This window comes from Pseudarthrobacter sp. AL07, from assembly GCF_029960665.1.
Taxonomy (GTDB): Bacteria; Actinomycetota; Actinomycetes; order Actinomycetales; family Micrococcaceae; genus Arthrobacter.
The window spans coordinates 40808-60422 of the sequence record NZ_JASBRB010000017.1 but is presented as its reverse complement, the minus strand read 5'-3'; the positions used below and the strand labels follow the sequence as shown (position 1 = coordinate 60422).

General features: G+C 66.3%; 18 protein-coding genes. 5 read left to right on the top strand and 13 right to left on the bottom strand.

Going from position 1 to position 19615, the window contains the following annotated elements; all coding sequences use genetic code 11:
- A partial coding sequence (locus QK290_RS13350) for a hypothetical protein (RefSeq protein ID WP_282331130.1) occupies positions 1-354 on the top strand: 354 nt, incomplete at its 5' end.
- A gap of 17 nt (positions 355-371) precedes the next feature.
- On the opposite strand, the gene tyrS is transcribed toward QK290_RS13350, so the two are convergent.
- From tyrS to QK290_RS13335, 3 genes are all read right to left on the bottom strand, one after another.
- The gene (tyrS, locus tag QK290_RS13345) at positions 372-1685 is read right to left on the bottom strand and encodes a tyrosine--tRNA ligase (protein WP_282331129.1); all 1314 of its coding nucleotides are present in this window, start codon (positions 1683-1685) and stop codon (positions 372-374) included.
- Positions 1686-1764: 79 nt separating this feature from the next.
- Positions 1765-3993: an AAA family ATPase gene (locus QK290_RS13340; RefSeq protein ID WP_282331128.1), complete on the bottom strand. Its 2229-nt coding sequence runs from the start codon at positions 3991-3993 to the stop codon at positions 1765-1767.
- A gap of 131 nt (positions 3994-4124) precedes the next feature.
- Positions 4125-4775 (bottom strand): DNA-3-methyladenine glycosylase, encoded by a 651-nt coding sequence (locus QK290_RS13335; protein ID WP_282331127.1) that lies wholly within the window; start codon positions 4773-4775, stop codon positions 4125-4127.
- A 78-nt stretch (positions 4776-4853) separates the two neighbouring features.
- Here QK290_RS13335 and QK290_RS13330 point away from each other — a divergent pair, with 78 nt between their 5' ends.
- The gene (locus QK290_RS13330; protein ID WP_282331126.1) at positions 4854-6380 is read left to right on the top strand and encodes an AlkA N-terminal domain-containing protein; all 1527 of its coding nucleotides are present in this window, start codon (positions 4854-4856) and stop codon (positions 6378-6380) included.
- Entirely contained in the window at positions 6377-6898 is a 522-nt protein-coding gene (locus QK290_RS13325) for a methylated-DNA--[protein]-cysteine S-methyltransferase (RefSeq protein WP_282331125.1), read from the top strand. Before QK290_RS13330 ends, QK290_RS13325 begins: the two co-directional genes overlap by 4 nt.
- Before the next feature lie 4 nt (positions 6899-6902).
- On the opposite strand, the gene QK290_RS13320 is transcribed toward QK290_RS13325, so the two are convergent.
- The 10 genes from QK290_RS13320 to argC all read right to left on the bottom strand — a co-directional run bounded on the left by QK290_RS13320 (position 6903) and on the right by argC (position 17147).
- Positions 6903-7640 (bottom strand): maleylpyruvate isomerase family mycothiol-dependent enzyme, encoded by a 738-nt coding sequence (locus QK290_RS13320; RefSeq protein WP_282331124.1) that lies wholly within the window; start codon positions 7638-7640, stop codon positions 6903-6905.
- 10 nt (positions 7641-7650) lie between these two features.
- Entirely contained in the window at positions 7651-8187 is a 537-nt protein-coding gene (locus QK290_RS13315; protein WP_282331123.1) for a pyridoxamine 5'-phosphate oxidase family protein, read from the bottom strand.
- Between the two features lie 116 nt (positions 8188-8303).
- Positions 8304-9743 (bottom strand): argininosuccinate lyase, encoded by a 1440-nt coding sequence (argH, locus tag QK290_RS13310; RefSeq protein ID WP_282331122.1) that lies wholly within the window; start codon positions 9741-9743, stop codon positions 8304-8306.
- Between the two features lie 6 nt (positions 9744-9749).
- Complete coding sequence (locus QK290_RS13305; protein WP_282331121.1) at positions 9750-10955, bottom strand: argininosuccinate synthase; 1206 nt, start codon at positions 10953-10955, stop codon at positions 9750-9752.
- A gap of 107 nt (positions 10956-11062) precedes the next feature.
- Complete coding sequence (locus QK290_RS13300) at positions 11063-11599, bottom strand: arginine repressor (RefSeq protein ID WP_282331120.1); 537 nt, start codon at positions 11597-11599, stop codon at positions 11063-11065.
- Positions 11599-12633 (bottom strand): ornithine carbamoyltransferase, encoded by a 1035-nt coding sequence (gene argF / locus QK290_RS13295; protein ID WP_282331119.1) that lies wholly within the window; start codon positions 12631-12633, stop codon positions 11599-11601. Before argF ends, QK290_RS13300 begins: the two co-directional genes overlap by 1 nt.
- The gene (locus tag QK290_RS13290) at positions 12630-13874 is read right to left on the bottom strand and encodes an acetylornithine transaminase (protein ID WP_282331135.1); all 1245 of its coding nucleotides are present in this window, start codon (positions 13872-13874) and stop codon (positions 12630-12632) included. The genes argF and QK290_RS13290 overlap by 4 nt, the downstream gene beginning before the upstream one ends.
- 77 nt (positions 13875-13951) lie before the next feature.
- Positions 13952-14908 (bottom strand): acetylglutamate kinase, encoded by a 957-nt coding sequence (gene argB / locus QK290_RS13285; RefSeq protein ID WP_282331118.1) that lies wholly within the window; start codon positions 14906-14908, stop codon positions 13952-13954.
- A gap of 44 nt (positions 14909-14952) precedes the next feature.
- Positions 14953-16119: a bifunctional glutamate N-acetyltransferase/amino-acid acetyltransferase ArgJ gene (argJ, locus tag QK290_RS13280; RefSeq protein WP_282331117.1), complete on the bottom strand. Its 1167-nt coding sequence runs from the start codon at positions 16117-16119 to the stop codon at positions 14953-14955.
- Positions 16116-17147, bottom strand: a complete 1032-nt coding sequence (argC, locus tag QK290_RS13275; protein WP_282331116.1) for an N-acetyl-gamma-glutamyl-phosphate reductase — start codon at positions 17145-17147, stop codon at positions 16116-16118. The genes argJ and argC overlap by 4 nt, the downstream gene beginning before the upstream one ends.
- 174 nt (positions 17148-17321) lie before the next feature.
- Here argC and QK290_RS13270 point away from each other — a divergent pair, with 174 nt between their 5' ends.
- Complete coding sequence (locus QK290_RS13270; RefSeq protein ID WP_282331115.1) at positions 17322-18413, top strand: acyl-CoA desaturase; 1092 nt, start codon at positions 17322-17324, stop codon at positions 18411-18413.
- 163 nt (positions 18414-18576) lie between these two features.
- Entirely contained in the window at positions 18577-19539 is a 963-nt protein-coding gene (locus QK290_RS13265) for a quinone oxidoreductase (protein ID WP_282331114.1), read from the top strand.
- The last annotated feature ends 76 nt before the right edge of the window (positions 19540-19615 follow it).

The window sequence follows — 19615 nt, the reverse complement described above, 5'->3', positions numbered from 1 at the left end:
AACAATTGGTATCAACAAACTTGGCACACTATTGAGTTCTCAAACAACAGACACATTCGAATAATTCCCGAAACAATTCATATTCTAATGAATTCTTTTGCTTCGCTTTTCTTCGCTGCGATGTTTATAGCTTATTTCATTCTTATTCACTTTGCAAATCCGGGCTATTTTCCCGATATTCACTCTGTGGAACGAATCCGCCCATCAAAAAGTGAAGCTTTTCATCATTTTCGTGCTTTGCACACGATGAATTGCTTCTCTTGTGAAGGGGGTTTGTCGCCACTCAACGGCGGCGACTCAGAAAACAATACACGCTCCCCCGAGGCCGTGCAAATCGGCTGCGGAGGAGCGTGAATGGGGGCTTGGGAAGGCTAAGGAACCAGGACTTCGACAGTCGCGAGATTCTTCTTGCCGCGGCGCAGGAGCAAGTACTGGCCATGCAGCAGCTCCGCCTCGGAGATGACAGCTTCGGGGTCGGACACCTTCTCGTTGTTTACGTAGGCGCCGCCTTCACCGACAGTCCGCCGGGCCGCGGATTTGCTCTCCGACAGGCCGGATGCCACGAGCAGGTCAATGATCCCGAGGCCATCCACCTGGATGCGTGCGGACGGAAGCTCCGATGTGGCTGCTTCCAGCGTTGGCCGATCCAGGGCGGTCAGGTCACCGTTGCCAAAGAGGGCAGCGGACGCCGCGATGACTTTCTCCGTTGACTCCACACCATGGACCAGGGAGGTCACTTCGAACGCCAGCTTCCGCTGGCCTTCCCGTGCAAAGGGACGTTCTGCCACGGCCGCTGCCAACCCTTCGATCTCCGCGCGGCTCAGGAAGGTGAAGACCTTGAGCCGGTCCACGACGTCAGAGTCGGCGGTGTTCAGCCAGAACTGGTAGAAGGCGTACGGGCTGCACATGCCGGCGTCGAGCCAGATGGCGTTGCCTTCGCTCTTGCCGAACTTCGTGCCGTCCGAGTTGGTGATCAGCGGCGTGCCCAGGGCGTGCACACTCTTACCCTCAACTTTGCGGATGAGTTCGGTGCCGCTGGTGAGGTTGCCCCACTGGTCCGAGCCGCCGGTCTGCAGCATGCAGCCGTAGTCGCGGAACAGCTGGAGGTAGTCCATGCCCTGCAGGATCTGGTAGCTGAATTCCGTGTAGCTGATGCCCTCGTCCGAGCTGAGCCGGGAAGCGACAGCATCCTTGCGCAGCATGGTGCCGACCCGGTAGTGCTTGCCGATCTCGCGCAGAAAGTCGATGGCGCTCAGGGGCGCGGTCCAGTCAAGGTTGTTGACCATGCGGGCCGCACTGGGGCCATTGAAGCTGAGGAAGCGGCGGACCTGGGCCTGGAGGTAGCCCACCCATTCATTGACCGTGTCCTTGGTGTTCAGCGTTCGCTCGGCAGTGGGCCGCGGATCGCCGATCAGTCCCGTGGATCCGCCCACCAGGCCCAGCGGCTTGTGCCCGGCCAGCTGCAGCCGGCGCATCACGAGGAGCTGGACCAGGTTGCCCAGGTGCAGGCTCGGCGCGGTGGGATCGAATCCGCAGTAATAGGTAATCGGATCACCGGCGAGGAGCTTTTCCAGTTCCTCTTCATCGGTGGAGACGTGGACCAGGCCGCGCCACTTCAGCTCCTGCCAGACATTGGCGAAGGTAGGGTCGTTCTGCTGGGATTCGAAATCGTTGAGTTCTGACACGACTTCTAAGTTAGCAGGATCGACGACGCCCGGCGCCGAAATGAACGGCGCCGGGCGTCAAGGGGTAAAGCGAACCGGCTCAGCCTTCGATGCCGGCCGGAATACCTTCCGCGGCGATCAGCCGGAGCCGCTGCGTAGGCCTGGTCATGGCGACATACAGATCGCCCACGCGGCCGTGCTCGTGGTTGAGCATGACGGAAGGCTCGAGGACCACAACGCCGTCGAACTCCAGGCCCTTGGCCTCGCGCGGGCTGATGACCACGATGTCCTGCTCGTAGCTGCCTGCCCCATTGCCGATCCGCCGGCCATATACAGCACGAAGGGCTGACGTTGCCGCGGGCAGAAGGTCGCCGTCGGCAATCACGGCCAGGAGGCCGCCGTCGAGCGCTGCCAGTTCCTCGGGGAGCACCTCCACCAAACGGCTCACCACCTGTCCGTGGTCCACCTTGTCGATGACCGGGGCCCAGCGCCCCTCGCGGACGGCCTTCGGCGCGGAAACCACCAGTCCGGCAGCGTTGGCCATACGGGCGGCGGCCTCGGCGATCTGGGACGGCGTCCGGTAGTTGACCGTCAGCTCCTCCAACTGCCAGCGGTCACCGAACATCGGCGCCAGGGCCCCCTGCCACGAGTTGGCACCGGCAACAGAACTGGTCTGCGCAATATCGCCCACGATGGTGAAGGACTTCAGCGGGCAACGGCGGACCAGCAGGCGCCATTGCATCGGCGAAAGTTCCTGCGCCTCATCCACCACGATGTGGCCGAAGGCCCACGTGCGGTCGCTGGTGGCGCGCTCTGCGGCAGTCTGGCGGTTCTCGCGCTCCTGGTTCTGGTCGGCGAGTTCCTCGGCGGTGATGAGGACGTCGACACCCATGTCCCCCATGTTCACCAGCGTCTGCTTGGCGTTGGCAAGGTCGCGGGCCCGGTCGTGCTCCTGCTGTGCAAGTCCACGGCCGGCTGCCGGGTCCAGGTCGCCAAGGAGTTCGGCGGCTTCATCCAGCAGCGGGACATCAGCCTCGGTCCAGGGAGCATCCGCGGGGCGCAGCAGCAGTGACTGCTCCTTAAGGGACAGGTGCGGTGTGCAGGCCGCCAGTACTGCGGGCTTGCTCAGCAGCTCGGTGATCAGCTTCTCCGGAGTCACGGGCATCCAGCAGAGGTTCAGGACGATCCGGACGTCGCGGGCCGTGCGGACATCTTCGGCCAGATACGAGCGGTCGGCGTTGTTGCCGATGCTTCCGGCTTCCACTAGATCGGTCATCTGCTCGGTCAGTTCGCGGAGCAGAATTTTGATGAACGTCAGGCGTGCCTCGTTGTGCGGCTTACCGGTGGACCGCGCACGTTCACGCGCACGGCTCACCTGCCGCCGCGTCAGCACCAGTTTGCGGCCGTCGACGTCCAGGACACGGTCTTCGGTAGGAATCCGTTGCCGGTTCGCCACCGCATTGGCGACAACCTTCACCATGTCCAGCCGCCCCTTGATGGCCGCGACCTCGGCTTCGGGTTCAGCAACCGCCTTGATCCCCGGCATCAGGCGGCCCACGCTGGCCATGACCACGCCGGTCTCACCGAGCGAGGGAAGAACACGCTCGATGTACTTCATAAACGACGACGACGGGCCCACCAGGAGCACGCCGGCAGTCTTCAGCCGGTCCCGGTGCGTGTAGAGCAGGTACGCGGCCCGGTGCAGCGCCACGGCAGTCTTGCCGGTACCGGGACCACCCTGCACCACGAGGGCGCCGGACATGGAGGACCGGATAATGCGGTCCTGCTCCGACTGGATGGTGCCGACGATGTCGGACATCCGGCCGGTGCGCTTGGAATCCAGAGCCGCCAGCAGTGCACCTTCGCCCTGCAGCGATGCATCGTCCGCGAGCATATCCGCATCAAGGACGTCGTCCTCGATGGCCTTGACTTCCCGGCCTTGCAGAATCAGGTGCCGCCTGCGACGGACGCCCTGCCGGTCAAACGCCGTTGCCTGATAAAAATGGCCGGCCTCGGGCGCGCGCCAGTCCACCATGAGCCGCTGGAGGTCATCGGTGGTCAGTCCGATGCGCCCAATGTACTGGGCCTCACCGGAATCCAGGTCAAGGCGGCCGAAGACCAAGCGGTCATCGACAGCGTCGAGCTGGGCGAGGCGGTCCTCGTAGAGCGCGGCGAAGGCGTCGCGTTCGGAGACATTCTGCATGGTGCCCACGGCACCGGCCCGGCGGACCTGTGCCAACTGCAGGCGCTTTTCCGCGCGGAGCTCTTCCAGCCGCGAGTACAGGCCGGCAACATAGTTCCGTTCGTGGGCCAAATCGGCGTCGAGCATTAAACGTTCCCCTATCGCAAAAGACAGACCGTCCATTCTACAACCATTTCGGTTAACGCGCCCGCCGGTCCCCTGCCCCGGAATTCGTCCGCTGTTCATTTTCCGGCGGACGGCCACACGTGCGGGACGGATTATGCCCGGCGCACCTTAGCCGCCTTGTAGCGGGACACGGTGGGATCGCCTGGCAGCCAGAAGCGCCACGGATAATCTGCGGAACCGCCGTCGCCGGAGACGCCCACCCTCGGCCCGGAACTGAACACGGTAGCCGGCGCCGAAGGCAGCCGGAGCTCGAAGGGGTCAGCAAGGGCATCCCGGCCGCTATCGGCCGCGGTCAGGGCCAGCGTGGTGGCCAGCCGGGCCGGGCCGCTCGCCAGGTCAAGGGCCGATTTCGACGTCGGACGCCGCACAAGTGCGAGGTGTTGCCCCTCCACCACCTCGCCCGCCCGCAGCAGGACCGCTGATGCGGCTCCCGCCGGACCGCAGACGATGTTGGCGCAGTTGTGCATGCCATACGTGAAATAGACATAGAGGTGGCCGGCCGGGCCGAACATGGGCGCGTTGCGAGCCGTGGGGCCGCGGAATGTGTGGGAGCCCGGATCAGGGTGCGACGAGTCGCCAGGACCCATGTACGCCTCCACCTCGGTGATCCGCACGGCCACGGTTCCCTCGTGGCTGTGGTGGGTCATTACGGATCCCAGCAGAAGCGGAGCGATCCTCCGGGCATCGCCCGACAGCAGTTCACGGAGCTGCTCCGGAGGCACGGGGCTGCTGCTGGCGGTCATGGTCCGACTCTACCGAACGCCACGGCCGTGTCCGATTTCCGCTAGCAGTCCCCGTCGCCGGCTGGCAGGATGGAGGTCATGGACTTCTGGCAGCGCTACCGCGCAATTGACGCGCGGGACACCCGGTTCGACGGGCAGTTCTACACCGCTGTCCGGACCACCGGCATCTACTGCCGTCCGTCCTGCCCCGCCCGGACCCCGAAAGCGGTCAACGTCACCTTCTACGAAACCTCTGCCGCAGCGCACGACGCTGGCTACCGGGCGTGCAAGCGCTGCCTCCCCGAGGCGGTGCCCGGCACTCCTGCGTGGAACACCCGGCAGGACCTGGCGGGCCGGGCGATGCGCCTGATCAACGACGGCGTGATCAACCGGGACGGGGTGGAGGGCCTCGCCGCCCGGCTGGGATATTCCTCCCGGCAGCTGAACCGGATCCTCAGCCACGAGCTCGGCGCCGGCCCGCTCTCCCTGGCCCGGGCCAGCCGCGCCCAGACCGCCCGCACCCTGCTGGTGTCCACGACGATGAAGCTGGCGGACATCGCGTTCGCGTCCGGCTTCAGCAGCGTCCGCCAGTTCAACGACACCGTGGTGGAGGTTTTCGCCATGACTCCCACTGCCCTGCGCGCGACCGCCAGGCACCACCGCTCCCCTGCGGCCGCAACCTCGCTGACATTGAGCCTGCCGTACCGCGAACCGTTCGACCCCGGCATCTTTTCCTTCCTCGCCGTCAGGGCGATCCCCGGGATCGAGGCGGGGACACCGACGTCGTACGCCCGTACTTTGCAGCTTCCGCATGGTGGTGCCCGCTTCAGCGTGAGGTACGACGGCGGCGCGCCCGGGCGGCCGTTGACCCTCACCATCGGCGCGGTGGACCTCCGGGACCTGCCCGTCCTGCTGAGCAGGGTGCGCCGGCTCTTCGATCTTGACGCCGACCCGGTAGCCATCGACAGTGCCCTGTCGCAGGAACCCCGCCTGGCCGCATCGGTAGCAGGCGCCCCGGGCATCAGGATGCCCGGGGCTGTGGATCCGCAGGAGCTGCTCATTCGGGCGATGATCGGGCAGCAAATCACGGTGGCCGCGGCCCGGACCGCACTGACGCAGCTGGCCGCCGCAGGCAGTCCCAGCCTGGTTCCCGGCCAGGGACTCGAGCGGCTGTTTCCGACCTCGGCCGAGATAGCCGAGGCCGGCTACTCGCTGCTGCGCGGGCCGCAACGCCGTATTGACGCCATCCGTTCAGCCGCCTCGGCCCTCGCCGGCGGCCACCTGGATTTTGGCTACGGGGACGATCTGCCCGGACTCGGCGCTAAGCTGCTTCCCCTTCCCGGGGTGGGGCCGTGGACCGTCGGCTACGTGGCAATGCGGGTACTCGGCGCGCCGGACGTGTTCCTGGCCAACGACGCCGCCGTGCGAAATGGCATCAAGGCGCTCGCCCCAGCACACAACCGCAACGAGGGCAGCGGTACTGACGCGCCCGACCTGACGCCCAGCCCGGACTTCCGCGAGATCAGCCCGTGGCGGTCTTATGCCACCATGCACCTGTGGCGCGCCGCCGCGGCGCCTAAATCCCCCGGACAAACCCACGCCGTTCCAGAGAAAGCGATGCTATGAAAGCCGAGCTGTTAGTGATATCCACGCCGGACGGTCCGTTCACCGTCCTGGCCCAGGATGGCGTGGTCCTCGCGTCGGGCTGGACCGCCGGGCCGGACGAGCTGATGGGCCAGATCCACCCCGAGCTGCGTCCCGGAGACGTTGAGGCGGTAACGGATCTGGGCAGCATCTCCCGGGCCGTGGAAGCGTTCTATGCCGGCGACCCCGCACCGGCCATGGCCGTTCCGGTCCGGCAGAAGTCGGGGCCGTTCCGGTCCCACGCCTGGGATGTGCTGAGGACCGTCCGCCCCGGGTCACCGGTGACGTACACCGAGTACGCCGAACTCTCCGGAAACCCGAAAGCGGTCCGGGCCGCGGCCAGCGCCTGTGCCTTCAACGCGGCGGCCTTGTTTGTGCCGTGCCACCGGGTCATCCGCACCGACGGTTCCCTGGGCGGTTTCCGCTGGGGCCTGGCCATCAAGGAGAGCCTGCTCGCCCGCGAGGCCACGGAAAGCCTGCTGGCCCGGGAGGCCGGTTAGGGGGCTACCGCGCTGTGGGTGTCCCGGCTGGCCATGGCAGCAGTTCCGGGAGCTCCACGCCGTCCGCGGCGGCTGAGGCACGCAGGCTGCCGAGCGATGGTTCACGGCCGGCCAGCCAGGCGGCAATGTCCGTGATCATCCCGCTGATGACGGTGGACCGGCCGCTGCCAAGGGTCACGGGCGGCAGCCCGAGCGGCTGCAGCACCAGCTTCTCCCCTGCCGGCACGCGGGCAGCCAGGAAGTCGAAGAGGTGCTCACAGAATTTCCGGCTCCACGTCTCGGGGCCGAGACCAGCATCCAGGTCGGCCGTGTGGATCACCAGTTCCCGCCAGAGCGCCAGGCCACCGTCGAAGACCACTCCGCCACGGAAGGTAATGGGTACCTGCCAGCCGGAGCCGGCGTCCAGCGAGTCAAAAGCCTGCAGTGCCCGGTCCAGGCCAGCCTGCAGGTCAGCCCGGTGCGCATCTGCGGGGTGGCCTGCCGCCATCTCGATGGCCTTGGTGCGTCCGTCCTGGCCTCCGTCGTACAGCTCAACAGTGGCACCGCGGGCAGCATATTCCAGCTGCCGTGCCATGGCGTTGGAGATGCCGGCGAGATGCGCCAGGACGTGCCCGCGGGTCCACCCGGGGAGTCCCGCGGGTGCCTTGACATCGTCATCGGTGAATTTCGCAGCGGTGAAAGACACGGTGTTGGCGGCCTTGTGCAGTTCGGCGAGCAGGTCAGCAGGTGCGGGAGCTGTCATGGCGCCCATCCTAGCTGAACGGGGTACCGTCCGGTCCGCAGCGGTGCCGAATGTGCCGACGGTCGTGGCGGGCCTGCCAGAACTCCAGTTCCGTCGGCCTGACCGCGTAGAGCTGCCAGTCCGGATTGTCGCTGCCATCGGCGGCCGGGCGCGCCCGCCAGTCGTCAGCAGATGCTTCGGCGGACAGCTCAACCACCGGGCCGGCGACCCGGACCTGCCGGCCCTGCTGCGGCCAGTAGAAGTTCAGGGCCGCGCTCGGGTTGACGGACAGCTCCCTGCCCTTCCGGGAGGTACGGGACGTGGCGAAGTGCCAGCCGTCGTCGTCGATGTTCTTCAGGATCAGCATCCTGGCAGAGGGCCGGCCGTTTCCGTCCGCCGTGGCCAGGCTGCAGGCATGGGGCTGCAGCACCCCGGCGGCGAGGGCTTCATCCAGCCATAGCTTGAACAGCGCTACCGGGTCTGCCGGGGCTGTGGCGGGCTCGAAGTCCGGCAGGTTTTTGGGGAAGTCCGGCAGTGCACGCAGGTTGCTGCGGAAGGTGTCACTCATGGCGTAATGGTAGCGGGGAGGCCTCGGCCGTCAACGTACAACGCCCTCCCACTTCCTTGCGGAAAGTGAGAGGGCGTCGGCCAAAATGATGCATTAACTGAGAGAGCGTCTGACTGTCAGGCTGCGTACCCGCGCACCCCGGCAAGTTCGCCTTCGAGGGCAAGCAGCTGGCGTTCGACGGCGGCGGGTGCGGTGCCGCCCTGGGAGTTGCGGCTCTTGAGCGACCCCTCGGTGGACAGGACCGTGCGGACCTCCGGAGTCAGGTGCTCCGAGATGGCAAGGTACTCCCCATCCGTCAGGTCCCACAGCTCCACGTCGCGGCTTTCGGCCTGCTTCACGGCCGCCCCGGAGAGCTCATGTGCCTCGCGGAACGGAACGCCTTGGCGGACCAGCCACTCGGCAATGTCCGTGGCCAAAGCGAAACCCTGCGGTGCCAGCGACTCCATCCGTTCAGTGTTGAACTTCAGCGTCGCGATCATGCCCGAAACAGCCGGGAGCAACAGCTCCAGGGTATCGGCGGCGTCGAAGACCGGTTCCTTGTCCTCCTGCAGATCGCGGTTGTACGCGAGCGGCAGGCCCTTGAGCGTGGCCAGCAGCCCGGTCAGGTTGCCTATCAGGCGCCCTGCCTTGCCGCGGGCCAGCTCAGCGACGTCCGGGTTTTTCTTCTGCGGCATGATCGAGGAACCGGTGGAGTAGGAATCGTGCAGGGTCACAAAGGAGAACTCCTTGGTGGCCCACAGGATGACTTCCTCCGAGACGCGGGACAGGTCAACGCCGATCATGGCCGTAACCCACGCGAACTCGGCGAAAACATCGCGGGAGGCGGTGCCGTCAATCGAGTTGTGGGTGGCGGAGAAGAAGCCCAGGTCCGCCGCGACGGCCTCCGGGTCGAGGCCCAGCGACGAGCCTGCGAGGGCACCGGAGCCGTAAGGCGAAACCCCCGCGCGCTTGTCCCAGTCCTGAAGCCGCTGCACATCGCGCAGCAGCGCCCAGGCATGGGCAAGCAGGTGGTGGCTGAGCAGGACGGGCTGGGCATGCTGCAGGTGCGTGCGGCCTGGCATGGCCACACCCAGGTGCGCCTTCGCCTGCCCCACCAGTGCCTCGATGGTTGCCAGCACGCCGCGCGCGATGATCCGGGCGTGGTCACGCAGGAACATGCGGCCCAGCGTGGCCACCTGGTCGTTGCGGGACCGGCCTGCGCGGAGCTTGCCGCCCAGCTGGGTGCCGGCGCGCTCGATCAGGCCGCGTTCCAGGGACCCGTGCACGTCCTCATCGGAGTCCGCCGGCAGGTAGGCACCCGAGGCGACATCGTCATCCAGCCGGCCCAGGGCGTCCAGCATGCCTTCCAGCTCGGCGTTGTCCAGCAGCCCGGCCTTGTGCAGCACGCGGGCGTGCGCCTTCGAGCCGGCGATGTCGTAGCGGGCCAGCCGCCAGTCAAAGTGCGTGGACTTGCTCAGCGCCGCGAGTGCATCCGCGGGGCCGCCGGCGAACCGGCCGCCCCACAATGCGCCGGTGTTGGTGGCTTCCGATTTCGGGGTTTCGACAGGCTCAACCACCGATTCTTACTTTCCTGCGACGCGGATATCGCGGCCGGAGGCAACCTTGGCGGACATGCCCCACAGCTCGATGAAACCGCGTGCCATGGACTGATCGAACGTGTCGCCGGTGTCGTAGGTGGCGAGGTCGAAGTCGTAGAGCGAGGTCCCGGAACGGCGGCCGTTGACGATCGCCTGTCCGCCGTGCAGCACCATGCGGATGTCGCCGGTGACGTACTGCTGAGTGTCTTCGATGAACGCGTCCAGGGAGCGCTTGAGCGGTGAGAACCACTGGCCGTCGTAGACCAGTTCGGCCCAGCGCTGGCCAACAGTGGCCTTGAAACGGGCCTGCTCGCGCTCGACGGTGATGTCCTCGAGGTGCTTGTGCGCGGTGATCAGCGCCATGGCACCGGGGGCTTCGTAGATTTCGCGGGACTTGATGCCCACGAGGCGGTCCTCGACGACGTCGATCCGGCCCACACCCTGTGCTCCGGCTCGGCGGTTCAGTTCCTTGATGGCCTGCAGCGGGGTGACCCGGACGCCGTCGATCGCTACCGGCACGCCGGCTTCGAAGGAAATGGTGACCTCATCCGGGGCCGGCGGGAACTCAGGCGTCGCGGTGTAGTCGTAGATGTCCTTAGTGGGCGCGTTCCAGATGTCCTCGAGGTAGCCGGTTTCGACGGCGCGTCCCCAGACGTTCTGGTCGATCGAGTACGGGTTCTTCTTGGTGGTCTCGATCGGCAGTCCCTTTTCCTCGGCGAAGGCGATGGCCTTGTCGCGGGTGAGGGCGAGGTCGCGGACCGGAGCGATGCATTTCAGGTCCGGGCCGAGGGTCTGGATGCCCACTTCGAAGCGGACCTGATCGTTGCCCTTGCCGGTGCAGCCGTGGGCCACGGTGGTGGCGCCGAATTCACGGGCTGCCTTGACCAGGTGCTTGACGATGACGGGCCGGGAGATCGCCGAAACCAGCGGGTAGTGGCCCTGGTAGAGGGCGTTGGCCTTCAGCGTGGGCATGCAGTATTCGTTGGCGAACTCGTCGGAGGCGTCGGCCACGTAGGCTTCGACGGCGCCGCAGCCGAGGGCGCGCTGGCGGATGGTCTCCAGCGACTCGCCGCCCTGTCCGACGTCGACCGCTACGGCGATGACCTCGGCACCGGTGGCTTCACCGATCCAGCCGATGGCTACGGAAGTATCGAGGCCACCGGAGTAGGCCAGAACAATGCGCTCAGTCACGAGAATGCTCCTAATTGGGGTTGTAGATGTTGATCGGGGAAATTCTTCAGGGAAAAACGTTCTGGGGAAAGCCTTTCACACCGGGAGGGTGTTCGGGCGGGATGGGATTACTGGCTGCCGCCGGCTTCCTCGGCGAGCTGCAGGAACCGGACCGCGAGGTCCTGCCCGCCCTGCGGATCCCGGGACACCAGCAGCACGGTGTCGTCACCGGCAATGGTCCCCAAGATGGAGGGCATCACCGAGTGGTCAATCGCCAGGGCCAGGAAGTTGGCTGCACCGGGCGGGGTCCGGAGCACGGCGATGTTGGCCGAGGCTTCCGCAGTGACCAGGAGCTCGCTGCACAGCCTGGCAAGCCGGGCATCCAGGATCTCCTGGCTGACGCCGGTTTTGGCCGCACGTTCGCCGCCCTCGCCGGGGACGGCGTAGACCAGCACGCCTTCCTTGCCGCGGACCCGGACGGCGCCGAGTTCCACGAGGTCCCGGGACAGCGTGGCCTGGGTGACCTGGACGCCGTCGTCCGCCAGCAACGCAGCGAGCTCCGCCTGGGAGCGCACCGATTCACCCGTCAGGATCGCGGTGATGCGCGCCTGGCGGGCCGTCTTGGTGGCCGGGCTGGAGCCCGGCGCTGCCGGCGGGACGGACACTAGTTGCCAACCTCCGGCGCCGGCCCGTCCTCTAAGGGCGGCAGTCCTTCCACCACTGCCAGGCCGGACTGGTGCATCAGCCAGGCCATCAGGGCCTTCTGCGCGTGCAGCCGGTTCTCGGCTTCGTCCCACACGATGGATTGCGGGCCGTCGATGACGCCGGCAGAAATCTCATAGCCGCGGTAGGCGGGCAGGCAGTGAAGCACGACGGCGTCGTCCGCCGCGTGTTCCATGGCCGCCTCATCGACGGAGTACTCCCGGAACAGCTGCATCCGGGCTTCCTTTTCAGTTTCCTGGCCCATGGAGACCCAGGTGTCCGTGGCCACAACGTCCGCGCCCTTGAGTGCCACGGCAGCGTCGGTGGTGATCAGGACAGAACCACCGGTCCGGGCGGCTCGCTCCTCGGCTGCGGCAACGATCTCGGCTGCCGGGAGGTAGCCTTCCGGCCCGGCGATGCGGACGTGCATCCCGGCGGTGACTCCGGCCAGCAGGTAGGAGTTGGCCATGTTGTTGGCGGCGTCGCCGAGGTAGCTCATGGTGAGGCCCGCCAGCTCGCCCTTGTGTTCCTTGACCGTGAGCAGGTCCGCGAGGAGCTGGCACGGGTGGTAGTCGTCGCATAAGGCGTTGATAACCGGCACCGCGGAGTTCGCCGCCATGGCCACCAGGCCCGAGTGCGCGCCGGTGCGCCACACAATCGTGGAGACCATACGCTCCAGGACCTTGGCGGTGTCCTCAACAGACTCCTTGTGGCCGATCTGGGCCTCGCCCGGGTTGATGATCAGGGCGTTGCCGCCCATGTCAGCGATGCCCGTGGCAAAAGAAAACCGGGTACGGGTTGAGGTCTTGTCGAAGATGACGGCCACGGTCTTGCGGCCGTTGCCCTCCGCGGCGAACGGCTGCACGCTGTAGGGCGCGGCCTTCATCCGGACGGCCAGGTCCAGAACCTCCGCCTGCTCGGCGGGGCTGAGGTCCGTGTCCTTCAGGAAGTGGCGGGTGGTGCCGGCTGTGCCGGCGGAAGAAACTACGGGGGTCACTGCGCGTCCTTAGCTGTCTGGAGGATTGCCGGGAAGGCGGCGAGGAAGGTGCCGGCCTGGTCCTTGGTGAGGACCAGCGGCGGGGCAAGCCGGATGGTGCGGGGCCCGGGGCTGTTGATGATAAAGCCGGCGTCAAGGCCTGCGGTCACCACGGCCGGGGCCACCTCGGAGTCCAGGTCGAAGCCGATGAGCAGGCCAACGCCCCGGACTTCGGTGACGCCGTCAATGGCGGCGAGTCCGGCGCGGAGGTAGTCGCCCACTGCAGCAACATTTTCCAGGACCCGCTGGCTTTCGATCGCGTGCAGCGTGGCCAGCGCGGCCGCCGTGGCCACCGGGTTGCCGCCGAAGGTGGTCCCGTGCTGGCCCGCAGCCAGGAGCGACGACGTCTGCTCACCGAACGTCAGCAGCGCGCCGATGGGGAAACCGCCGCCGAGGCCTTTTGCCAGGGTGATGGCGTCAGGAACGATCCCGGAATCCTCCGTCGCGAGCCATTTGCCGGTCCGGCCGATTCCGGTCTGGACCTCGTCCAGGATCAGCAGGGCGCCGGCCTTTGTGGTTGCCGCGCGGGCCGCCAACAGGAACCCAGGAGGCAGTGGCCGCACTCCGGCTTCGCCCTGGATCGGCTCCAGGAAGACCGCGGCCACGGTTTCGTCGATGGCCGCTTCCAGGGCTGCGACGTCGCCGAAGGGGATGTGGACCACGCCGCCGGGCAACGGCTCAAAGGGTGCGCGGTAGGCTTCCTTGGCGGTCAGTGCCAGGGCACCCATCGTGCGACCGTGGAAGGCTCCTTCCAGGGCGATGATCTTGGTGCGGGGCGCGCCGTGGGGACCCGTGCCGTTGCGCCGGGCCAGCTTGAAGGCGGCTTCGTTGGCTTCGGTGCCGGAGTTTGTGAAGAACACCTTGGAGCCCGCAGGTGCGTGCGTCAGTGTCAGCAGCTTTTCGGCCAGTGCGATCTGAGTAGGGCTGGTGAAGAAGTTGGAGACATGGCCAAGGGTTGCCAGCTGGCTCGCGATCACGGACGTCACAAACGGGTGGGCGTGGCCCAGGGCATTAACGGCAATACCGCCGAGCAGGTCCAGGTATTCCTTGCCGTCGGCGTCCCAGACCAGGCAGCCGGCACCGCGGACCAGGACCCGCTGCGGGGTACCAAAAACGCCCATCAGGGACGTGGAATAGCGCGTGAGCCACTCAGCGCCAGTGCTGTGGGAAACGAGGGTGGTCGCCGTGGCCTCCGCAGCGATGGGGGTCCCGCCCGTCCCCGGACTCACCCCATCGCTGCTGCGGCCTTCAGCGGAATGGTTCAGTTCAGTGCTTGTCACTATGCGTTCACTTCCTCATCGGGGACGACCTGCGTGCCGATGCCCGCCGTCGTGAATGTTTCCAGGAGCATCGAGTGCGGCAGGCGGCCGTCCACGATGTGCGCGCGTTCCACTCCGCCGTCAATCGCCTTGAGGCATGCCTCCATCTTCGGGATCATGCCTGATTCAAGTGACGGCAGGAGCTGGCGCAGCTCCGATGCCGTGAGGGAGGAGATGAGGGATGACCGGTCCGGCCAGTTGGCGTACAGTCCCTCGACGTCGGTGAGGATCACCAGTTTGGACGCCCCCAGGGCTTCGGCCAGGGCCGCCGCGGCGGTGTCGGCGTTGACGTTCAGAACCTGGCCCGTGGTCTGGACCTCTCCGGCCGCCGTTTCGACGCCGTCGGACTCTATTTCCGGCGCCACCGTGGAGATGACCGGGATGCGGCCGGCGGCCAGGATGTCCAGGATGCCCTCCGGGTTGACGCCGACGACTTCGCCTACCAGGCCCAGGTCAACTTCCTCGCCGTCAATGACAGTGCCGGTCCGGACGGCGCGGAGCAGCCCACCGTCTTCGCCGGACATTCCCACGGCGTAGGGGCCGTGGGAGTTGATCAGGCCTACCAGTTCGCGGCCTACCTGGCCGGTGAGGACCATCCGGACCACGTCCATGGCTTCGGGGGTGGTGACACGGAGGCCGCCTTTAAACTCGGACTCGATACCCAGCCGCGCCAGCATGGAATTGATCTGCGGACCGCCTCCGTGGACCACCACGGGGTGGATGCCCACATGGTGCAGGAACACCACGTCTTCGGCGAAAGCACGGCGCAGTTCGTCATTAACCATGGCGTTGCCGCCGTATTTGATCACCATGGTGGAGCCGGCGAACCGCTGGATCCAAGGCAGCGCCTCAATCAGCGTGCCGGCCTTGCTCTGGGCATCACTCATGGACGTGGTTTCACGGGTCTGGGTGTTCATGCGTGCAGTATCTCCAGGGTTGCTGGTGGGATCAGGCGTGAGGATCAGCTGGAGTAGGCGCTGTTCTCGTGGACGTAGTCGTGGGTAAGGTCGTTGGTCCAGATGGTGGCTTCGGCGGCACCGGACTGCAGGTCGATTTCCACCAGAACTTCGCGGGGTTCCAGGTCCACCAGGTTGCGGTCGTCGCCGATGCTTCCGTTGCGGCAGATCTGGATGCCGTTGATGGCGACATTGAGCTGATCCGGTTCGAACACGGCATCCGTGGTGCCCACGGCGGACAGCACGCGGCCCCAGTTTGGGTCCTTGCCAAAGATGGCTGCTTTGAACAGGTTGGACCGGGCCACCGAGCGGCTGACGGTTTCGGCGTCCCGCTCGCTGGCCGCGTTGAACGTGCGGATGGCGATGTCATGGCTGGCGCCTTCGGCATCCCCGATCAGCTTGCGTGCCAGTTCGGCGCACACCTGGGTCAGCCCGGCACCAAAGGCTTCGGCGGACGGGACGGCGCCGGATGCGCCGGAAGCCAGCAGTACCACGGTGTCGTTGGTGGACATGCAGCCGTCCGAATCAGCCCGGTCGAAGGTGACGCGCGTGGCATCGCGGAGGACGACGTCGAGCATTTCCGCTTCGACGTCGGCGTCAGTAGTGAGGACCACCAGCATGGTGGCCAGGCCCGGCGCCAGCATACCGGCGCCCTTGGCGATGCCGCCGATGGTGAACTCCTGGCCGTCGGCGTCCGTGCCGATGAACAGCGCGGACTTGGGCACCGAGTCTGTGGTCATGATGGCGGTGGCCGCTGCCGGCCCGCCGTCCGTGCTCAACGCGGCCGAGGCAGCTTCGACGCCCGGGAGGATCTTGTCCATGGGCAGCTGTTCGCCGATCAGGCCGGTGGAACAGACAAAAACGTCCGTCGCCGAGATGCCCAGGACAGCGGCCACTTTTTCGGCCGTGCTGTGGGTGTTCTGGAACCCCTGGGGACCGGTACAGGCGTTGGCACCGCCGGAGTTGAGGACCACGGCGTCCACACGGCCGTCCGAGACCACCTGGCGGGACCAGTGGACGGGAGCCGCGGCTACCCGGTTGCTGGTAAAAACGGCGGCGGCGGCCTTGGTCGGGCCGTCGTTGACCACCAGGGCGAAGTCCGGCTTGCCGGAGGTCTTCAGGCCGGCGGTGACGCCTGCGGCGCGGAATCCCAGGGGGGCGGTAACGGTCACGGTGCAACTCCCTGCAGGTTGAGGCCGGCGGTTTCCGCCAGGCCAAGCGCAATATTCATGGACTGCACGGCGCCGCCGGCAGTCCCCTTGGTGAGGTTATCAATGACGCACGTCACAATCACGCGGCCGGTGTGTTCGTCCAATGCCAGTTGCATGGCGGCGTGGTTGGAGCCCTGGACCGATTTGGTGGCGGGCCATTGCCCGTCAGGCAGGAGGTGGACAAACGGTTCGTCGTCGTAGGCATCCGACCACGCCTGGCGGAGGTCCGCCGCAGTGGTGCCGGGCTTGATCTTCGCCGTGGCGGTGGTAAGGATGCCGCGGCTCATAGGCGCGAGCGTCGGAGTGAAGGACACCGTGACTCTCTCGCCGGCAGCGTTAGAAAGCCCCTGCTCAATCTCGGGGGTGTGGCGGTGGCCGCCACCCACGCCGTAGGGGCTCATGGAGCCCATCACCTCAGAACCGATGAGGTTCACCTTCGCGGCCTTGCCCGCACCCGAGGTGCCGGAGGCGGAAACGATCACGACGTCGTCGGGCTGGAGCAGCTTGGCGGCGAACCCGGGCGTCAGTGCCAGGAGGGCCGAGGTCGGGTAGCAGCCCGGGACGGCGATCCGGGTGGCGCCTTTAAGGGCTTCGCGCTGGCCGGGGAGCTCCGGCAGGCCGTAGGGCCACGTCCCGGCGTGGGCCGAGCCGTAGAACTTTTCCCACGCGGCCGGATCGTCGAGGCGGTGATCTGCGCCGGCGTCGATCACTACGGTGCCTTCCGGAAGCTGGGCCGCGATCTCGGCCGAAGCGCCATGTGGGAGCGCCAGGAACACCACATCGTGGCCGGAAAGATTCTCCACCGTGGTGTCTTCCAGGATGCGGCTGGCCAGTCCGTGCAGATGCGGCTGCAGTTCACCGAGACGGGAGCCTGCATTGCTGTGCGCGGTGATGGCACCGATGGTCACGTCCGGATGCCCCGCCAGGAGGCGCAGGACTTCTCCCCCGGCATAGCCGCTGGCTCCGGAGACGGCAACAGAAATAGTCATGCCCTGAATCTTACAGCAAAAATATTCAGTGTGCCCGATATTTATGCATAGGATGTTCCGTCGAGTCCGAGTCCCGCTGGACAGGCAGGCGTAGGCTGGGATGAGGGTGATCCTGACCGTGCAGTCCGAATGTCGGCTGCAGCGTTGCCCCAAACAGTTACGAGGCCCGGCTCCATGACCACCACCTTCCCCATGTCAGAGCGCCCTAAATCGCGTGTCCGGCAGCCCAACGCCGTTGTCCTGAGCTATTCGGAGCTATTGAAAAGCGTTAAGGCCGAAGGCTTGCTGGAACGGCGCGTCGGTTTCTACGTCACGCTCTTTGCCAGCTTGGTCCTCCTGATGGCCGCTACGTGGTTGGGCTTCGCCCTGATCGGCGACAGCTGGTTCCAGCTCCTCATTGCCGCGGCAGTCGGAGTTCTTTGCACTCAGCTCAGTTTCCTGGCCCACGAGGCCGGGCACCGCCAGATCTTCGCGTCGCGCCGGGCCAACGACTGGACCGCCCGGATCCTGGCCACCTCGGTGGCAGGGATGAGCTACTCCTGGTGGGAGCAGAAGCACGGCGCCCACCACAACCACCCCAACGTCATTTCCAAGGATCCGGACATTGCCACCGGGGCCATCGCCTTCCACACCGAAGGTGCCGCCACGCGGCAGGGCCGGTTTTCATTCCTGACCCGCAAGCAGGGTTGGTTCTTCTTCCCGTTGCTGTTCCTTGTTGGACTGGGTCTGCAGATCGATTCCGTGAAGTTCGTGTTCCGCCGGGCCAAGGTGACGCACCGCTGGGTAGAGCTTCCCATTTTGCTGGTCCGGCTCAGTCTCCTCCCCGCGCTCGCCTTTACATTCCTTCCGCTGGGAATGGCGTTCGCCTTCATTGGCGTGCAGCTTGCCGTCTTCGGTTTCTACATGGGCGCTTCCTTCGCACCGAACCACAAGGGCATGCCGGTCCTGCCCGCGGACAGCCGCGTGGACTTCTTCAGCCGCCAGGTCCTGACCTCACGGAACATCTCCGGCGGCCGGTTTATGGACATCCTGCTCGGGGGCCTGAACCGCCAGGCCGAGCACCACCTCTTCCCGGACATGGCGCGCCCCCAGCTGGACAAGGCTGCCAAGATCGTCCGCGAGTACTGCAAGAAGCACCAGGTGCCCTACACGGAGACCACGCTGCTGCAGTCCTACGGCATCATCGTCCGCTACCTCAACGACGTGGGCCTTGCCGCAGGACGCCACTTCGAGTGCCCCATGGCAACGGTGACCCGGCGGTTCTAGCATGCACACCCCGAGTCACGCGACTCCCCCGCATTGCCCTTCCCTCCTTATGTCCCGAAGCGACGGCCGGCTACCGGCCGTCGCTTCGTCGTCGGTAGCGGTATCCCTAGGATGGTCAGAGACACCGGCTGCGGGAAATCCCCGCCCGGAGAGGAGACCCTTTATGCATGCCATCGTTGCCCGCCAGTCCGGAGGTCCGGAAGTCCTCGAGCTCGCCGAGGTGGACCGCCCGACGCCCGGCCCCGGCCAGTTACTCATCAAAGTCGCGGCCACGGGCGTCAATTTCATTGAGACGTACCAGCGCGGCGGCATGTACCAGGTCCCGTTCCCCTTTACGCCTGGCTCGGAAGCCGCTGGGACTGTAGAGGAGCTCGGCGAGGGCGTCGAAAACTTCGCAGTCGGCACCAGGGTGGCCACGGCCGAGGGCACTAAATGCTACGCCGGCTACGCGGTGCTCGATGCGGCCAAGGCACTTCCGGTGCCGGATGGCGTCGACGACCTGACGGCGGCTGCCTTGCCGCTCCAAGGCATGACCGCGCACTACCTCATCAATTCCTCCTTCAAGGTCGAACCGGGCCACACCGTAATGACGCACGCCGGTGCCGGCGGCGTCGGCCTGCTGCTGATCCAACTGCTGAAGGAAAGGGGGGCCCGCGTCATCACCACGGCTTCCTCGGCGGCCAAGGGAGAACTTGCCCGCGACGCCGGGGCCGACCATGTGCTGCGGTATGAGGGCTTCCCCCACCATGTCCGCGAACTCACCAACGGGAAGGGCGTGGACGTGGTGTACGACGGCGTCGGCCGCAACACCTTTGACGGGTCCCTCTCCTGCCTTCGCACGCGAGGCACGCTGGTCCTGTTCGGGGCAGCCTCGGGGGCCGTTCCTCCGGTGGATCCGCAGCGTCTCAATGCGGGCGGGTCGCTGACGTTGACCCGCCCGTCCCTGGCCCACTTCCTGCTCAATGAGCAGGAGCGTCGCTGGCGGTCGGCGGAGATCTTCGCCGCCGCAGAAAAGGGGCGCCTGTTGGTCCGGATCGGTGCCACGTACCCCCTTGCCGAGGCGCGACGTGCCCACGAGGACCTCGAGGGCAGGCGCACCACGGGCAAGGTCCTGCTGGTTCCCTGATGGCGCCTGCTTACGGATGAACGGAATATGAACCTTCAACCAATCAAGGACACCTTCCGTTCGCTTTCCTCAGGCA